Genomic DNA, 15,981 nt, shown 5'->3' with positions numbered 1-15,981 from the left:
ATGGCGCACCAGTGCAGCCGTCCGGTCATCTGCTCGGGCACGTGCTCGGTGGGCGCGGTTGACTACATCTTCTACCAGGACGAATTTGGTGGCGAGATGGGCGCGGAGGAGTTCGCGCGCATCTTGCCGCAGGCTGAGCGCCACGTGAAGTGGATGGCGGGCAACCCCGACCTTTCGGGTGCTCCCGCCGACGTCGTGATCTGCTGGAAGCGTGCCATCTGCGCTGCCGCCGAGGCGTTCTATGAGTGGGACGAGGACCGCAAGGGTGCTATCTCGCTGGGCGATTACAAGGTGAGCCGCTACCTGGAGGACCGCGAGACGACCTCGCGCGAGGAGGCAAGTGCCGCCGCCACGCGTGAGCTCTTTGGTACCGGCTGCCTGTTTGGAGGTCTGGGCTGATGGCGTTTATGGGTTTGAGTCCGATTCCGCGCTCGATGCTGCGTGACTGCGTCGTGGTGCGCGTGCCCGATGGCGAGGGCGGCTTTAAGGGCGGCCGCCCGCTGGGCTGCGTGCGCGTGCAGACCGTGGACGTGGTGAGTGAGGATGGCCACCGTTCGAGTACAGGCGGCGGGCTGATGTATGTGGATCGCGTCAATAGCGTAGGCGCGTTTGAGATTCCCGTCGGGAGCCGCGTCGAGTGCCGCGGCATGGATTATCTGGTGCGCGAGTGCCGACGCTTTGAGGATAGCGATGGGACCTGCCACCACTGGGAGCTGACCTTATCGTGAGCGTTATGGATGTCGTGGCCTCCATGCTGGGGGCCGCGGATATTAAAGACGTGTTTACCGCGGCGCCTGCTCGCAGGACCTGCGCGACGCCAATCGTTGTGCAGGCTGCTGAGTTTGAGCAGATTGCCGAGGGCAAACACGCGGGTCGCTGGACGGCTTTGGTGCCGGTGCTGGTGGTTGCCGAGGGCGCCATGGAGGGATACCACCGCGCTCGCCTATGTTCACGCGCTCTGAACGAGCAGGACTGGCACGGGTTGGATGCTGAGGATGTAGACGTGCTGGGCGTGGTCGCCGGGATGCCCTCGTATAGGGGCACCGACAGCGGCGGGTACTTTATCTGGCGTGTCGATGCCCGCCTGACCTGCGAAACGGTGTGAGGTGGCATGTGAAGTCAATTATCTTTCGCGGGCATGACTTTGGCGAGATTTGCACCGCAAAGACGGTGCTTCCACCCTCGATCTGCTCCATTCCGAAAACCAGAACGATACCAGGGCGCCCCGGCGCCCTTTTAGTTAGCGGGCAGATGCAGCCAACTGAGATCAAGGTGCGGCTGATGCTGCGAAGTGACCGCCGCATGGATGCGGCTGAACTGAGCAGGACGCGCCATATGCTGGCCGCTTGGCTTGTAGAGGCGGGGAGCCTCGTGCTACCCGAGGAACCCGATCTGACCTACCGCGATTGCATAGTAACCGAGGGCGTTGCCTGGGACGAGCTGATGGAAGACGGTGCCTGCACGGTGACCTTCACGGTGCACGACCCGGTGGCCTACGGGCCGCTTCGCAGCGTGCGCGACCTCTCGTTTACGGTCGGCGGCACCTGGCCGACGAGCCCGGTGGTGACGGTGGAGGCTGTTGCGAGCAAGACGTTCTCGATCTCCCTGGATGGGGATGCCATTCTGACCTTCTTGGATCCGACCAGAAACGGGGACATCGTCGTCTTCGATTCCGTTACCGGCAGGGTGACTGTGAACGGTGAGGTGGCTGACGCGAGGATGTCGCTCACGAGCAGCTTCTTTAGGATGTCGCCTGGCGAGCATGCCCTGAGCCTTCGTGCCTGCTCGCTTGTGAGCTGTGAGTTCCATGAGAGGTGGCTGTAATGCCGACGCTCTTTTGGTTTGACCGAGATGACAGACGTCTCGGGCTGCTGCATCCCCTAGGTGCTGTGGTCCATACTGAGGCGCTGCTGGAAGACGACACCATAGAGTTCTGGTGTGAGGAGATGCCAGAAAAATACGACCGAATCCTGTGGCGCGATCCGCAGGACGGGCGCTGGCGCGAGCACGTGGTGGTGAGCGTTGTCGAGGACATGGGCATTGCCGGCGCCAAGGTTATTGCGCGCACGAGCCTGTGCGACTTTAAGGCCGCATACATCGAGGAGTTGCGCTTTGAGCAGGCCAAGGCCTACAACGCCGTGCCCGATGTATTGGGCGAGCTTTACCCTGAACGCTGGGGCGCTATTGTCGCGCAGGACAGCGGACTCATGACCGGCCTGATCTATCACATGAATGCGCTTGACGCGCTCCATAAGCTGGAGATAGAGGGTGAGGTCGAATTTGAGCCAGTTATCACGGCGGATGCCAAGGGCGTGAGGTCCCGCCGCGTGCGCATGAAATCGGGCGGCATTGGAGACGACCGCGGCGTGCGGCTGGTATATGGCAAGAACTTGACCTGGTGTCGCAGGACCCTGCTCGACACCGAAGTGTTCACGGCACTCTACGGTTGGGGAATGGGCATGCCGCTTATCGATGACAACGGCGACTTCACTGGTGGCTACATGCGCCGCTTGACCATGGAGAACGCCACCGTGCCGGGGTCCGAAGGCACCTATAACTGCAAATACGTGGAGGACGGGGACGCCCTGGAGCGCTGGGGCATTAAGGTGGGCGATACAAGGGTCCATCGCTTTGGCGAGGTGTTCTACCCGGACGAGACGAACCCGAACCTGCTAAAGCGAAAAGCGGAAAACGCCCTGCAAAAGCTGACGCAGCCCCGCGTGGTCTATGAAGCAAACGCCTGCCTGGTAGCGGATGGCGAGCCGATTGGCTTGGGCGACCGAGTGCAAATCACCGACACCACAAAGTCGCCAGTGTGGGAGCTGAAGGCCCGTGTAATTCGCCGTGTGCGCACGATGGGCGTCGATGCGGTGGAGACGCTCGTGGACATGGGAACCGTGACATGGAGGACGAATGCCGAGCTGGAGGTGGCGCTGCACCCTGTGACAGGCACCGAAAATGCTGGGGTCCCGACCGTTACGAGTGGAGCGGAGCCCTTTGATGACACCTTTGGAGGAGTGCGGCCTACAGCATCTGAGCTGGGAGCTTGATGAGGAATGTACCGGCTGCGAGCTGGTGGCGAGCCCCGCCGACTGCAACGGGCGCGGCATTATCGTTGACGTAACCGAGGACGGGGTTCCCTACGACCTGACGAGGCACCGCGTGTACCTGATCTGGCGCCACCGCGTGACGCGTCGCCGCGGGTGCATCGAGATGTTCACCCCCGATGCCGAGAAGTCGCGCCGCGCCGTGTACTGGTCGAAGGCTATGTCGCGCGCCGAGGGCACAGTGGAGTGCCAGCTGATGCTGAACTTTGCTGACGGCGGGACGCTAACGAGCCGCACCTTCTTGGTCCGCGTGCAGGAGGACCTGGGTGCCTATGCCGACCCCGGAGACGGGTACACCCTGTTTGTCGAGGCGATTCGTCGTTACGAGGATGCGGCCGGCGAGATGCTGGGGCTTGCCGACGAGCTGCGCAAGGAGGCCGCGGCAGGAGGGCTTTCGGGGCCGCCCGGTGAGCCGGGTATCGACGGCAAGCAGGGGCCGCAGGGAGAGCCCGGGCCCCAGGGGCCGGCTGGATTTACGCCGCTTGTTGATATCGCGATTGACGCCGAGGGCACGGCGACCCTGACGGTGACCGATGCGAACGGCTCGAAAAGCGCCACGATGCTGCGCGGCTTGCGCGGCGAAAAGGGCGATCGCGGCGAGCCGGGCGAGGTGGGACCGGAAGGCCCCATGGGGCCTAAGGGCGACCGCGGCGAAAAGGGTGCGACCGGCAAAGACGGGCGCACGCCGCAGCTGGCACGCGAGTCGACCGAAAAGTTCAGCTTCGACGCGACAGGGAAGGCGACCTTTAAAACTAAGTCGAGACAGTATTTTGTCGGTGATTGGATTATCGACCGATATCGCAATGTCGCCGAAGTGACGCAGGTCATTGAGGAGTCTCCTGGTTGGCGCACCATTGAGATGACGCTCATCGGCGCGTTTCGCGGGCTGGGCATTGCGGTGTGCAGGGGGCTCGATGAGACGGTAGGAACGACCGCCAAGGGCTATATCCCTGTCGAGGGGCTATTTGTTCGCGAGGGCGATTACGTGTTTTCCCTGGATACGGGATGCATCGGTGTCGTAGTCGAGGAAGGCCCCATGGTCGACGGCAAGAGCCAGCTGGCGCAGCTGAAGGTCGTGGCAAAGTTCGGCGGCTCCGTTACCGGTGACTTTGCGACCAAGGACTACGTGGACAAGAAATTCAACTCGATAACCGATCTGGGCACCAAGGAGTTTTAAATGGCCGAACTGAAGGAATTCGCTCTGCAGCAGATGAGCTGGGAGCTTTGCGGCGACTGCACGGGCGGCGAGCTGATCGCCTCGCCGGCCGACTATAAGGGGCGCGGCGTTGCAGTGGATATCACCTTGTGCGCAGAGCCGCTGGATGTGAGTGAGCACCATGTTTATCTGCTGTGGCGTCACCGCCAGGCCCGCAAACGCGGCTGCGAGGAGCTCTTTAGCATGGATGCCGCGGCGGGCCGCAAGGCGATCTACTGGCCGCGCGCCATGGCGAATTTCGAGGGTGTCGTTGAGTGCCAGCTGGTGCTGTCGTATGCCCAGGGCGGGACCATCACGAGCCGCACGTTCCTTGTCCGCGTTCAGGAGGACCTTGTCGCGGGCGTGGATGCCGGCGACGGCTTTACGCTGTTCGTCGATATGGTAAAGCGCTATGAGGATGCCACCGGGGAGCTTCTGCAGGTGGCCGAGCAGTTGCGTCGCGACGCTGCCGAGGGCAACTTTAACGGGCGGCCGGGAGAGACGGGTCCCGCCGGCGAACAGGGTCCTCCGGGCAGGGACGGCGTGAGCCCTGTGGTGACCATCGAGGATGGTGGCGAGGGCGCCCCGGTTATCAAGGTTGAGACGGCTGCGGGCGTGCAGTCTGCGACGGTGCTGCGCGGGCCCAAGGGCGAAAAGGGCGAACGCGGCGAAAAGGGCGATAAGGGGGAGCGCGGAGAAAAAGGCGATCAGGGCGAGAAGGGCGATCCCGGAGCCAAGGGTGAGAAGGGCGATACCGGTCCCCAGGGAGAGCACGGCTTTGACATTATCCATTCCTGGGACGGGACCACGTTGAATGTAACGAGCGCAAGTGGTTCCAGCGGAGTCGACCTGCGTGGCCCCGCGGGCCCGGCTGGCCTAGATGGCAATGACGGGACGAGTGTCACCCATGAATGGGATGGGACCATCCTGCGCGTGACGAGCGCAAGCGGAACCAGTGAGGCAGACCTTCAAGGAAAACGCGCGCCGAATATCGTAAACATGGGCGAATCAGGCCTGGAATTCTCGAAGCGAACGGTGACGTTTAGAGAAGAAAAAGGACTTATTACAACAGGTGACATTCTCCACGATGGCTCCGGGCGTTTCGCGGTGGTAAGAAACGTTGAATATAGTCCAGGATCGTCTTATGACATGGTGACAGTTGACCTGGTGGCTGACTCACGTAGTAAAGTCCACTTTATCGAAGGGATCCCCATGGAGGCGGGCGAGGAGTATGAGGCGACCGTCGATGGCTATTTCGTTAAGCTCTACGACCGTGTGATTATGTGGTCTTCGGGCTGCATCTGCTCTGTCATAAGCATTGATAATCCGGATGCATATAGTAAAAGGTGCGTGCTGCAGTGCTTTGCAAGGCTCGGCTCCAAACCGCCCAACCTTTCTGGTTATGCGACCGTAGATTATGTCAACCGAAGGATTGCCGAAATTCAGAGTGGGGCGACTTCCTGATGGCGATCGGAAGGATTTACACCCGAATTCTGTTCGATATTGCTAACGCAATTCGTGAGCAAAACGGGACTGAGAAGCTCATTAAACCCATCGATTTCGCCAAAGAGGTTAGGGCGCTTAACGGTATCAAGAGCGGCAGCGGTTATAAAATGCCGTTTCATGGTGAGTCCCACGGATATCTTCAGCCGACGGTATTTGAGGACCTCGCGAATGCTATTCGCGAGCAGAACGGCGAGACTGTGCGCTATAAGCCCGGTGACATGGCGGCGGCGATTCTGGCGCTATCCTGGGCGAATCCCGAGTCGCCCCGAGCCGTGCTGTTCGAGGACGGGTGTCTTTGGCTGGGGCGATTTGACTCTGTGCCCAAAAACCATGGCACGAGCAAGGGCAGCTGGCCGGTGCAGACGGGAGGCTATGAGAGTTACCGCGACCGTCCGTGGTATGGCGTTCGTAAATCTATGAAATATGTCGTAATTGACGCGACGTTTAAGCGGACGGGCGTGACCAGCATCCGCAACCTCTTTGAGGCTATGTATGCGGTCGAGCGAATCTATGGATTTGAGAACCTGAGCGAGATTACGGACTTCACGAGCGCATTTAGCGGCTGCAACAGTCTGGAATCTATTTTTGCGACAACATTTGACTCGAGTAAGATTCTTTCTGCCTCGGGCGCCTTTAACGGATGCTACCGCCTTGTGGGAGAGCGCGGATATGCCGCTTCGTCAACCGATGGCATAGCCGTTCTCAATTACGGGGACAAAGGGGTCCTTTGCCATTCGGAGGAGAATGACCCGCGTTTTTGGGTGTGGGGTGCGCTGTACGAGGACGGTGGTGTCGAGATTGGGAATGATGAGCCGATCGAGGGCGCCCGTAAGATCACGGAAAAGCGGCGCATATGCGCGCAGGCTCGGTATACCACTGGAAGCGCGTTACCCTGGGGCCTGGGGGCAAGGAACGTGAAAAGCGTGACGATCGCTCAGCTCACAATGCCGGAGGATTTGGTCTGGAATACGGACTACTGGTTCTACGGATGCTATAACGCCACGTCCATGAGCGGCCTGGGCAATCTGCGGCGCGTCGGAAGCATGCGATATACCTTCTATAACTGCCAAATGATGCAGAAGCTAGACCTGAGGGGCTTGGCCTCCGCATATCTGGCCAGTTTGTTTTACACCTTTAACACCTGTCCGATGCTGGAAACGATTACCGTTGATCGGAATTGGGCGCTTCCGTCGGGAATCTCCTGGGCGAGCGTTCCGGGGTCCCAGACGTTCGGCGGCTGCAGCAAGCTGGTCGGCGGTGCCGGTACCGCATGGAGTAGCAGCAAGGTGACGGGCGCCATGGCCGTCATTGATACCGCCGCGGTACACGGGTATCTGACGGCGGGCTAGGCATGAAAAAGGCCCCGTCCTTATGGGCGGGGCCGGTTGGCTACCAGGAAATTGTCCATTGCCCACTGGAGTGGACGATGAAGAACGATTGAGGCTGATTCCAGATAACTGTTCCCGTGTAGTTGCCAATCTCATTGACTAGGAGATCGGACTTATCCATTCCAATGGCTTTTACAACAAAGTTACTCTCGCCATTATTGACAATGCTGACTTTGGACAAAGAGCTTTCATCGATATAAACAACGTTATCGCCCCATAATTGGGCACCGTTATCGAGCTTCTGCATCGATGACATGGGGCGGAAGGTCACACTCCAGTTTCCGCTCGAGTGAATCGACAGCATCGTCGGCGTAGCGTAGTCCGTATAGTCGGTTACGACGCCATCGTACTGGCCAATCTCATTGATGAGCAAATCCACGTTTTCGCCAGACGCATCAACGGTGTGCACGGCAAAATTGCTGGAACCGCTGTTATGGATTTCCATGAGGCACGGAATGCCAGGTGAAGGGATATCGACTACGCCATCTCCGGTGCCCGTCATGGTGGCCTCGTCGAAGGTGCCTAGCTGCGCGAGAGTCGCTTCAGCGAAGCCCTTTGGTTGAGCTTGTGCGGTCGTCGACTGGCTCGAGCCTTGCTTGCTTGCCCACCAATCCTTGTAATCGACAGTCGTTTCTGCTGGATTGTACGAAAGGGTATCAGTAAACCGATTGAAGAAAGTGTTTTGGTCCTTCGTGTTTGTGTATTCGTTGTTAAACGACATCGAAAGGATAAAGCCTTTATCGGAATTTGGATCTTGCGTATATGCAACAAAGACGTTCATTTCCTCTGATTGATATGCGGCGTATTTGAGCTCGATTCCGTTTTTACTTTCGGAGTCATAATCCTCGCAAGTTCCTGAGGAAAAGAAATTATCCCAAGCAGTTTGTGCATCACAGGTTTGACCGTGGAGGGCAGTCTTGACACTTATGGTTCCCAGACGAGTCGAATCATCGCTAAAAGTCAAAAATAATTCACCCTCGGTCGACATTTCTTCTTCCCAGTCCTTGGGCACTGAAAAATAAACTCCTCCATAGGACTCATCTTCAGTGAAGCGACACGAAGAGAGGTACTTAGCGCCATCGACAGTACCCGATTCGCTGCTTGAGCCACTGCTTACAGTTGTGTTTCCGCAGCCAGGCAGCACGACAAGAGCTAGCAATACGCTCAACAAGCAGATTGTCATCCTTTTCATAACGAAGCATCCTTTTTCAGTTTCCTCCCGACATTGGGAAATGCTAACACTCCAATGACCTTTCATTCAGACCCCGGCTCTCTTTTCTCGTGAGCGGTTATTTGTGACCGTCCGCGATGATTGTCCTGATGAAAGACGTTAGGAGGTCGCTTGGAATCGATTGTTGTTGCTCTTATCGGCGGTGTCGTCACGCTCGTAGGCGTGCTGTGCTCCAACTCCCGTAACCGGGCGGTGATGGAGATCAAGATCGATTTGCTCTCGAAGCGTGTCGAGAAGCACAACAACCTAATTGAGCGCACCTACAGGCTTGAGCAGGACGTGGCAGTTATGAAGCACGACGTTAAGTCCCTGAGCGAAAGGACGGAGTAGATGGAACAGTTTTTGAAGTCGAACGAATGGCAGTGGCGTTTGGCCCGCACCATCGTCCAGGGCATCTTGGGCGTGATCGTCGCCAACATCGACCTGATCTTTGGCCAAGTTGTTTTGGACCCTGCCTGGCGAGCCTTGGTCGTGGCCCTTGTCATGGCCGTGCTCTCGCCGGTGATGGCCGAACTTGACTCGGGCGGTACGGCCTAGGAGGTGATCCAGTCTGTCCCAGGGGCGTCATGGCTTACGGCCATGGCGCCTTTGTTGTAAGGAGGTCTATGAAGAACAAGAAGTTGACTGTATGGCTTGCCGTGTTGGCTGTTGCCATGGCGCTTGCCACGCCGGCGCAAGCATACGAGAGTCGCGAGGCGATCGTATCTCAGGGACATGGTGCCTGCTCGCCGACATTTTTGGCGGTCCATGAGACGGGGAACGCCGGTGCGAGCGCGGCTAATCATGTGACTTACTGGCGGCGCACCGCGAGCTGGGTGTGCATGACGCACTATGTTATGGAGTTGGACGGCAGCGCGGTTTACCACACACAGCCGGATAACACGGTGGCCTGGCATGTGGGCAACGGCAACTCGCGCTGCGTGGGTATTGAACTCACGCATGCCACCGATCGCCGAACCTTTGAGCGCCAGTGGGACGAGGCCGTTGCCTGGTGTGCCGACTATCTGCACGGGCGTGGTTGGGGTATCGGACAGCTGGTCTCGCATCAAGACTGCTCTCGTCGCTGGGGCGGGTCGGATCATACGGACCCTGACGGGTACTTTGCGGTCTATGGGCGCTCATGGGAACAGTTCAAGACTGCGGTGGCGGGACGCATGAATGCCCAGGCGACTGGCGGCCATGATTCCGGCTTTGCGGGTGGGACATATCGATGCACGGTGCACGCACTGAACTTGCGCACGGCTCCGAGCCTGAGCGGACGCGTGACTGGCACGCTGCGTGAGGGCGAGACCGTGTTGCTTGACTCTTGGTACACGACCGCTGATGGATGGATCTGGGGGCGCCTGCACCGGGGCGGAACTACACTCTATGCTGCTGTGGGAAAACCCACGGGCAAGCCTGAGGCCAACGACTATCTGGTTTTGGCCGGGGACGGCGTCGCGAGCTATGACGTGGACGCTTTGGCGCGCGCCGTGATCCGCGGGGAATATGGCACCGGGGCCGCGCGCCGGAATGCCCTGGGGGATCGTTATGAAGTAGTGCAGCGGCGTGTGAACCAGATGCTGAGCTAGACGATCTGCCGGCATGGGGATAGATCGCCCGTGCACGAGCTTTTCAATGGCAAAACGCGCCCTGGGCCCTTAAAAAGCCCAAGGACGCGTTTTTGCTGTTGGAAAGTCCCAACGCCCTTACTTATATAAAGTGAAAATGGCCTACTCCACGGGCGGCTCGCTCATAGCACTTCTGTAAGCTATCGTGAGTTCGAGCTCCTCCCGGCAGCGCTGGAGCTCAGGCAGGCTTAGAGTTTCAAGTTGCGCTTTCCAACTCGCCACGTTCATGGCGTCGGTTGCATTTTGAAGCTGCTCGACCGCCTCGGTACTCTCCTGCTTGAACGTAGACGCGTTGAGTTTAGGTACGCTCTTCTGCGCGTCTTTTTGGTGCAGGTTTAGGAACCCCAGAGCGCTATGGGCTATGCTGGCCAGATCGTGTTCCGTGAGCGCATTGGCGGCATAGCTTATTGCCGAGCGGTTATAGCGCTCTCGTGCCAACTCGAGCTCGCGTGCAGCTTCCTCCGGCGTCCTTGCTGAGCCGGTGGTGAGAAGCGCAAATACCCGTCTGGCTATGAGGCGACTTTCCGGTCTTTCGTTTTGTGCCTTGGTCGCCATCTTGAGACACCCCTCACAAAGTGCCGGGAATATCCCGTTGCGCACCGTTGCCCTGGTTGGGTTTCTGCGGGGGTTAAACCATCCTGTCACTGTTGCATAGTTGACGCAGGCTAGTTTGGCAACCTCGGCATAGCTCATGCCGCAGCGCTTGAGGGCCTCCTGAGGTGCCTTTGGGGGCAATATTGCAAGGGGGTGGCTGCTGTCGTATTCAAGCTCGTTGACGTCGGCGTAAAGCCTGAGTTGAGTCTCTATAAGCTCGAAGTTCCAGCTTTCCCATCGCATTACTTGCCTTCTTCACATCATCTTAATGGGTTGTTCGTAGCCCGTGGGCTCAGCTCCCACGGGCTATATTGTGCGGTTGTACAACAATTTAATGCGCATTAAATCGCCGAGCGGTGTGGACTATGCCGCGAAGTGCTTCCCTAGTGGTCTCACTTCTTGGGAGGGTGATTCGCGTCTTGTTGTGAACGAGGAGACCGAGGGTGCCCGGAGCGCGCCGGCGGTTAGATCTGCGGTCTTGCGCATGGCTTCGCTCGTTGTATCCGCATAGATATCGAGTGTGGTCTGGGCCTTGGCGTGACCCAGGATGGTCTGAACACTCTTGATATCTGCCCCCTCCGCGATGGCCATGGTCGCATAGGTATGGCGTAGGTCGTGGAACGTCGGCGTTTTGCCCATCGTGCCCCTGAGGCCCAGCGAGGATGCTACCGTTTTCCAGCCGTGCCAGACTTGATGAGGGTCTTCGTACGCTTTGGGCGACAGACTCGGCTTGCCCGTGACGTACATCGACTCCTTGAACGGAACGATCATGGTTTCGCACTCGTCTCGCATGATTTCCCTACGGCTGAGAAGGTGCTTCCTGAGGACTGCAGGAATGGGGATGGTTCGAAGCGGCTTTTTGCCCTTGGGCTCTTTTATATATGTCACGCCGTCGTCGCGGGCGACTGAGCGCATGACCGTGATGGTGTTGTCGTCAAAGTCGATATCGCTCCAACGTAGCGCACAGATCTCGCCCTCGCGCATGCCAGTGTAGAGTGCGAGGATGATGGACATGTTGACAGGAGACTCGTCGACCAAGTCGAGATATGAGGTGAGCTTTGAGCAGTCGCTCTTTTTGATCGCGTTTCGCTTGGTGGCGGGGACTTTTGGTCTGGACACGCTCGCGATGGGGTCATAAGGGAGCTGGCCGCGCTCGACGGCCTGTGCATAGGCTCCGTGTAGGACGTTGTATGCCTTCTGGATGGTGGCAGGGGACTTGCCAGCCTCGCGTAGCGAGATCATCCATTCCTCGACCTGTTTCGGCTCGAGGTCCCTGAAGGGCACTTTGCCGATGGGGTTGCGCTCGAGGTGTTTGAGCATATGTCGGTAGGTTGCCATGGTTGACCTTGCCCTCGCGCCTGTCTCTTGTAGGTTGTCGAGATACTTGCGGACGTATACCTCGACCGATTGATACGTTGAGACATCGAAGCCCTGATCGAGTGCCCATGCCTCCTCGAGTTCATTGCGCCATTCTTCGAGTGCGGCCTTGGCTTGGCGTTTCGATTGCCCGGGAAACGTCCTCTGCTTGGATCTCCATTCACCAGCATCGTCCTTGTAGCGGACTACTCCAATCCACTCATTGTTCCTTTTTCTGAGGTGACAGTTTGTAAAGCGAACGAATTCCATACCTGTTTTTTGCCTCTCTGCCTTGGTGCGGTTCGGAGGCCCCGGAGCCATAGATGGATAGCGAAAGGACGTCACTGCATAAAGCGAGAGCCTTGAAGGTTTACGCGATGCCGCCAAGGCATGCCGCCAAATCGCCGCCAAATGTGTTGGCCTATATGTTACCGAGCTTTGCTATACATTCTTGCCTTATGACAAAATTGCAGGTAAAGTGGTCTGTCGTTGTATCTAATTTCCAAGGGTTGCGTCATTTTCACGCGGGTTACTTCCCTGACACGGAAGAGGTCACAAGTTCAAATCTTGTAACGCCCACCAAATGTTCGCAGTCCAGAGGCTTTGCTTCTGGACTGTTTTGTTATAAACACACATAATATGCCGTCAAATTATCGACCTCGGTCGCTTTTTCACGTTGCATTTGCTGCCCAGCATAATTTGTCGTTATTGGCCTCTTGGTCTCGTGGGAGATGATTATTTTGATCATAACCGTGCACGTCGCCCGCGTTTCCATGGTTGACCCCCGCGCAATCTTTTATGGTGATCGGTTTTGGCGAGATTGCCTTCCAGGGAGGATTCGGAACGATTGAAGGCCGTACGTTCTTCGCGCGCTGGGCGGGCCTTGTCACAAAGGGGTGGGCTTTTGTGGTTATCGCCGGCGTGCTGCTCGATCCCTTTACAGCGGCTCTCGGCCGCATGATAGCTCGCGAAGAGAACTAATAGCCCCTCGCCTATCGAATGCCGGCGGACGGGGTGCCGGGGCTGTAGTCTTCCGAGCGTTTGCAGCCCCGTCGCTCCGTCCGCCGGCATTCGACCGCAACATGTTGGTCAAGCATAATCTTTTGGATTCTTTTCGCGTGAGCGGCTTGGTTTTGATAGGATTTGTCGGCGGCTTGACGAGGGGGTTTTATAACTGCCTTGCAGGTAGCCGCGTTGGTAACGTTTTACCGACTTGCCAAGAAACCCTCATAATTAATGTGTCTGTAAAATGACCAATTGCTTTGACCTGCTGAAACACTATATGTTGTGTTTGACCTAAAAAAAGAATACAGGATATAGAGGCGTCTTTGTCGTATGATAGATAGCGGACAGAGAACGAAGACCTTGTTCGTCCCATTTGGACACGCCTTTGAGCCGCTTGATCGGCCGCGAGGATTGTCCGCATGAGGACCTATGGTTTATCGAGAACACAGATTGCGCGACGGCGCCGCAAGACAGGGACAAGCCCTGCCAGGCATCGTTTGGCTCTGAAGCGCAATGGGATTACGACGCGAAAGAGGCAAGAGGATGAAGATCATCAAGCGCAGCGGCACCGAGGTTGCCTTTGACATCGATAAGATCGTCAATGCGATTCGCGCCGCCAACTTGGAGGTCGAGGAGGGCTCTCGTCTTACCGACCGCCAGGTGATCTACGCGGCGCAAAACGTCGCCGAGGCATGTGAGAAGGCCGGCCATACCGTATCGGTCGAGGAGATCCAGGATCTGGTCGAGGACGAGATCATGCGTCTCGACTGCTACGAGGTCGCTCGCCGCTACATCATCTATCGTTATGTTCAGAGCCTGAAGCGCCAAAAGAACACGACCGACGACAAGATCCTGTCGCTGATCGAGTGCAATAACGAAGAAGTTAAGCAGGAGAACTCCAATAAGAATCCGACCGTCAATTCCGTTCAGCGCGACTATATGGCCGGCGAGATTTCCAAGGACCTGACCCAACGCGTGCTGCTGCCCCAGGAGATCGTGGATGCCCATAATGAGGGCCTGATCCATTTCCACGATTCGGATTACTTTGCCCAGCACATGCACAACTGCGATCTGGTGAACCTGGAGGACATGCTCCAGAACGGCACCGTTATCTCGGGCACGCTGATCGAGAAGCCGCACAGCTTCTCGACCGCCTGCAACATCGCGACGCAGATTATCGCCCAGGTTGCTTCCTCCCAGTACGGCGGTCAGTCTATTTCGCTGACCCATCTCGCCCCGTTCGTTGAGGTGAGCCGTCAAAAGATTCGCGGCGAGGTTGCTCGCGAGCTTGAGGAGCTCGGTGTTTCGGCATCTGCCGAGAAGGTTCGCGAGGTCGTTGAGGAACGCCTGCGCGATGAGATTCGTCGCGGCGTCCAGACGATTCAGTATCAGGTCGTGACCCTTATGACCACGAATGGCCAGGCGCCGTTCGTGACGGTCTTTATGTATCTCAATGAGGCCCGTACGCCCCAGGAGAAGCACGACCTTGCCATGATTGTGGAGGAGACGCTTCGTCAACGCTATGAGGGCGTTAAGAACGAAGCCGGCGTGTGGATCACCCCGGCGTTCCCCAAGCTCATCTACGTGCTCGAGGACGATAACATCCGCGAGGATTCGCCGTACTTCTATCTGACCAAGCTCGCCGCCAAGTGCACCGCCAAGCGCATGGTGCCCGACTACATCTCCGAGAAGAAGATGCGCGAGCTCAAGCTGTCTAAGGGCGAGACCGCCGGCAACGGCGATTGCTATACCTGCATGGGTTGCCGCAGTTTCCTGACGCCCGACCGTTCGGGCAACGGCTTTAACAATGTCGCCAACGCTCTGAACTATGACCCGACCAAGCCTAAGTACTATGGTCGCTTTAACCAGGGTGTTGTGACCATCAACCTGCCCGATGTTGCGCTGAGCTCGCATCAGGACATGGACAAGTTCTGGAAGATCTTCGATGAGCGTCTTGAGCTGTGCCACCGTGCCCTGCTGTGCCGTCATGAGCGCCTGATGGGCACGCTTTCGGATGCTGCGCCGATTCTTTGGCAGTACGGTGCCTTGGCGCGCCTTAAGAAGGGCGAGACGATCGACAAGCTGCTCGTGGGCGGTTATTCCACCATTAGCCTGGGTTACGCCGGTCTGTATGAGTGCGTCAAGTACATGACGGGCCACAGCCACACCGAGAAGGAGGGCACGCCGTTTGCCATGGCCGTCATGCAGCACATGAACGACAAGTGCGCCGAGTGGAAGGCCGAAAGCGATATCGACTTCTCGCTGTACGGCACCCCGCTTGAGTCGACGACCTACAAGTTCGCCAAGTGCCTGCAGCGCCGTTTCGGCATTATCCCGGGCGTGACGGACAAGGGCTACATTACTAACAGCTATCACGTCCACGTGTCCGAGGAGATCGATGCCTTCGACAAGCTTAAGTTTGAGGGCATGTTCCAGCAGCTTTCGCCGGGCGGTGCTATCTCCTACGTTGAGGTTCCCAACATGCAGGACAACCTCAAGGCGGTCATTCGCGTAATGCAGTACATCTACGACAACATCATGTACGCTGAGCTCAACACCAAGAGCGATTACTGCCAGGTGTGCGGCTATGACGGCGAGATTCGCATTGTCGAGGACGATGGCAAACTGGTGTGGGAGTGCCCCAATTGCGGCAATCGTGACCAGGAGAAGATGAATGTCGCCCGTCGCACGTGCGGCTACATCGGTACCCAGTTCTGGAACCAGGGTCGAACCGAGGAGATCCGCGACCGCGTGCTGCATCTCTAATAACCATCCCAGGCTGCCCCGTAGCGAGGCCCCGGACCTTTACTCGCTATTTCGGACAGTCCTGGCTCACGACGGAGGCGCCACTGGCGCCTCCTGTTCGTGCGGAACTCATATCGAGCAAAGGTCCGGGGCCTCGCTACGGGGCAGCCAAGTTGATGTAGCTGAGATGCAGTATGCGGTCTGCTCACTCCTCGAAGTTCTTGGCGGAAATAATTCGAGCTGC

At 57.8% G+C, this 15,981-nt stretch carries 16 protein-coding genes; 13 read left to right on the top strand and 3 right to left on the bottom strand.

Annotation, left to right across the window (positions count from 1 at the left end):
- The 8 genes from ACTQ48_RS03630 to ACTQ48_RS03595 are packed head-to-tail and all read left to right on the top strand — an operon-like array spanning nt 1 to nt 7,157.
- Nucleotides 1-399 carry a hypothetical protein gene (locus tag ACTQ48_RS03630; RefSeq protein WP_441570149.1) on the top strand — a complete coding sequence of 133 codons (399 nt, stop codon included), beginning with the start codon at nt 1-3 and terminating at the stop codon, nt 397-399.
- Nucleotides 399-728: a putative minor capsid protein gene (locus ACTQ48_RS03625; RefSeq protein ID WP_441570148.1), complete on the top strand. Its 330-nt coding sequence runs from the start codon at nt 399-401 to the stop codon at nt 726-728. The genes ACTQ48_RS03630 and ACTQ48_RS03625 overlap by 1 nt, the downstream gene beginning before the upstream one ends.
- Nucleotides 725-1,105 (top strand): hypothetical protein, encoded by a 381-nt coding sequence (locus ACTQ48_RS03620; protein WP_441570147.1) that lies wholly within the window; start codon nt 725-727, stop codon nt 1,103-1,105. The genes ACTQ48_RS03625 and ACTQ48_RS03620 overlap by 4 nt, the downstream gene beginning before the upstream one ends.
- A complete protein-coding gene (locus tag ACTQ48_RS03615; protein WP_441570146.1) occupies nt 1,102-1,824 on the top strand; it encodes a distal tail protein Dit in 723 nt (240 codons plus the stop codon). The genes ACTQ48_RS03620 and ACTQ48_RS03615 overlap by 4 nt, the downstream gene beginning before the upstream one ends.
- Nucleotides 1,824-3,050 (top strand): phage tail protein, encoded by a 1,227-nt coding sequence (locus ACTQ48_RS03610; RefSeq protein ID WP_441570145.1) that lies wholly within the window; start codon nt 1,824-1,826, stop codon nt 3,048-3,050. Before ACTQ48_RS03615 ends, ACTQ48_RS03610 begins: the two co-directional genes overlap by 1 nt.
- A complete protein-coding gene (locus ACTQ48_RS03605; RefSeq protein ID WP_441570144.1) occupies nt 3,001-4,284 on the top strand; it encodes a hypothetical protein in 1,284 nt (427 codons plus the stop codon). The genes ACTQ48_RS03610 and ACTQ48_RS03605 overlap by 50 nt, the downstream gene beginning before the upstream one ends.
- Nucleotides 4,285-5,766, top strand: a complete 1,482-nt coding sequence (locus tag ACTQ48_RS03600) for a hypothetical protein (RefSeq protein ID WP_441570143.1) — start codon at nt 4,285-4,287, stop codon at nt 5,764-5,766. It begins immediately after the preceding gene.
- Complete coding sequence (locus tag ACTQ48_RS03595) at nt 5,766-7,157, top strand: leucine-rich repeat protein (RefSeq protein WP_441570142.1); 1,392 nt, start codon at nt 5,766-5,768, stop codon at nt 7,155-7,157. Before ACTQ48_RS03600 ends, ACTQ48_RS03595 begins: the two co-directional genes overlap by 1 nt.
- Nucleotides 7,158-7,197: 40 nt before the next feature.
- On the opposite strand, the gene ACTQ48_RS03590 is transcribed toward ACTQ48_RS03595, so the two are convergent.
- Nucleotides 7,198-8,388, bottom strand: coding sequence for a hypothetical protein (locus ACTQ48_RS03590; RefSeq protein ID WP_441570141.1), 1,191 nt, complete (start codon nt 8,386-8,388; stop codon nt 7,198-7,200).
- Nucleotides 8,389-8,538: 150 nt separating this feature from the next.
- Between ACTQ48_RS03590 and ACTQ48_RS03585 the strand changes: the two genes are divergently transcribed.
- The 3 genes from ACTQ48_RS03585 (at nt 8,539) to ACTQ48_RS03575 (ending at nt 9,998) form a co-directional block, all read left to right on the top strand.
- Entirely contained in the window at nt 8,539-8,757 is a 219-nt protein-coding gene (locus tag ACTQ48_RS03585; protein ID WP_441570140.1) for a hypothetical protein, read from the top strand.
- Entirely contained in the window at nt 8,758-8,964 is a 207-nt protein-coding gene (locus ACTQ48_RS03580; RefSeq protein WP_441570139.1) for a hypothetical protein, read from the top strand.
- Nucleotides 8,965-9,032: 68 nt separating this feature from the next.
- Nucleotides 9,033-9,998: an N-acetylmuramoyl-L-alanine amidase gene (locus ACTQ48_RS03575; RefSeq protein WP_441570138.1), complete on the top strand. Its 966-nt coding sequence runs from the start codon at nt 9,033-9,035 to the stop codon at nt 9,996-9,998.
- Nucleotides 9,999-10,139: 141 nt separating this feature from the next.
- Here ACTQ48_RS03575 and ACTQ48_RS03570 read toward each other — a convergent pair whose 3' ends face one another.
- Together ACTQ48_RS03570 and ACTQ48_RS03565 are read right to left on the bottom strand one after the other, a co-directional pair.
- Nucleotides 10,140-10,874 (bottom strand): hypothetical protein, encoded by a 735-nt coding sequence (locus ACTQ48_RS03570; protein WP_441570137.1) that lies wholly within the window; start codon nt 10,872-10,874, stop codon nt 10,140-10,142.
- A gap of 120 nt (nt 10,875-10,994) precedes the next feature.
- Nucleotides 10,995-12,257 (bottom strand): tyrosine-type recombinase/integrase, encoded by a 1,263-nt coding sequence (locus ACTQ48_RS03565; protein ID WP_441570136.1) that lies wholly within the window; start codon nt 12,255-12,257, stop codon nt 10,995-10,997.
- A gap of 528 nt (nt 12,258-12,785) precedes the next feature.
- Here ACTQ48_RS03565 and ACTQ48_RS03560 point away from each other — a divergent pair.
- The gene (locus tag ACTQ48_RS03560; RefSeq protein ID WP_154517425.1) at nt 12,786-12,968 is read left to right on the top strand and encodes a hypothetical protein; all 183 of its coding nucleotides are present in this window, start codon (nt 12,786-12,788) and stop codon (nt 12,966-12,968) included.
- A 567-nt stretch (nt 12,969-13,535) separates the two neighbouring features.
- On the top strand, nt 13,536-15,758 hold the full coding sequence (nrdD, locus tag ACTQ48_RS03555) for an anaerobic ribonucleoside-triphosphate reductase (protein WP_427718616.1): 2,223 nt from the start codon (nt 13,536-13,538) through the stop codon (nt 15,756-15,758).
- The last annotated feature ends 223 nt before the right edge of the window (nt 15,759-15,981 follow it).

Source organism: Collinsella sp. Sow4_E3 (assembly GCF_052116285.1).
GTDB lineage: Bacteria > Actinomycetota > Coriobacteriia > Coriobacteriales > Coriobacteriaceae > Collinsella.
Note: the sequence above shows the minus strand (reverse complement) of the source record. Positions and strands in the feature narration are given on the sequence as shown.

Coding starts and splice junctions, on each gene's coding strand:
- ACTQ48_RS03625 (WP_441570148.1), top strand. CDS start 399: ATGGCGTTTATGGGTTTGAGTCCGATTCCGCGCTCGATGCTGCGTGAC.
- ACTQ48_RS03580 (WP_441570139.1), top strand. CDS start 8,758: ATGGAACAGTTTTTGAAGTCGAACGAATGGCAGTGGCGTTTGGCCCGC.
- ACTQ48_RS03565 (WP_441570136.1), bottom strand. CDS start 12,257: ATGGAATTCGTTCGCTTTACAAACTGTCACCTCAGAAAAAGGAACAAT.
- ACTQ48_RS03590 (WP_441570141.1), bottom strand. CDS start 8,388: ATGAAAAGGATGACAATCTGCTTGTTGAGCGTATTGCTAGCTCTTGTC.
- ACTQ48_RS03610 (WP_441570145.1), top strand. CDS start 1,824: ATGCCGACGCTCTTTTGGTTTGACCGAGATGACAGACGTCTCGGGCTG.
- ACTQ48_RS03605 (WP_441570144.1), top strand. CDS start 3,001: ATGACACCTTTGGAGGAGTGCGGCCTACAGCATCTGAGCTGGGAGCTT.
- nrdD (WP_427718616.1), top strand. CDS start 13,536: ATGAAGATCATCAAGCGCAGCGGCACCGAGGTTGCCTTTGACATCGAT.
- ACTQ48_RS03570 (WP_441570137.1), bottom strand. CDS start 10,874: ATGCGATGGGAAAGCTGGAACTTCGAGCTTATAGAGACTCAACTCAGG.
- ACTQ48_RS03575 (WP_441570138.1), top strand. CDS start 9,033: ATGAAGAACAAGAAGTTGACTGTATGGCTTGCCGTGTTGGCTGTTGCC.
- ACTQ48_RS03595 (WP_441570142.1), top strand. CDS start 5,766: ATGGCGATCGGAAGGATTTACACCCGAATTCTGTTCGATATTGCTAAC.
- ACTQ48_RS03600 (WP_441570143.1), top strand. CDS start 4,285: ATGGCCGAACTGAAGGAATTCGCTCTGCAGCAGATGAGCTGGGAGCTT.
- ACTQ48_RS03560 (WP_154517425.1), top strand. CDS start 12,786: ATGGTGATCGGTTTTGGCGAGATTGCCTTCCAGGGAGGATTCGGAACG.
- ACTQ48_RS03630 (WP_441570149.1), top strand. CDS start 1: ATGGCGCACCAGTGCAGCCGTCCGGTCATCTGCTCGGGCACGTGCTCG.